At 58.5% G+C, this 229-nt stretch carries 1 pseudogene; it reads left to right on the top strand.

The window, feature by feature from the left end:
- Positions 1-229: pseudogene (locus tag ACTHUE_RS20710) on the top strand (RHS repeat protein); the annotation flags it as partial.

Below are 229 nucleotides of genomic sequence, written 5' to 3' on the forward strand. Positions count from 1 at the left end.
TGGACGGCAACCTCGTCCGCGCCGCCAACAGTCACAGCATTACCTGCTTCGACTACAACGGCAACGGCCAAATCATCGGCCAGCACCAATGGAAAGTACCGGCTAAGGAAGAGAACGCCCGAAACGGTTTGCCCGAAACCGACTGGCGCGATGCGCAGTACGACATGCTGTACCTGCCCGTTACCGAAAGCATCCGCTACCACTACGACTTCAACGGCAACCGTACCGC

It is taken from the genome of Neisseria sp. P0021.S005 (genome assembly GCF_051956955.1).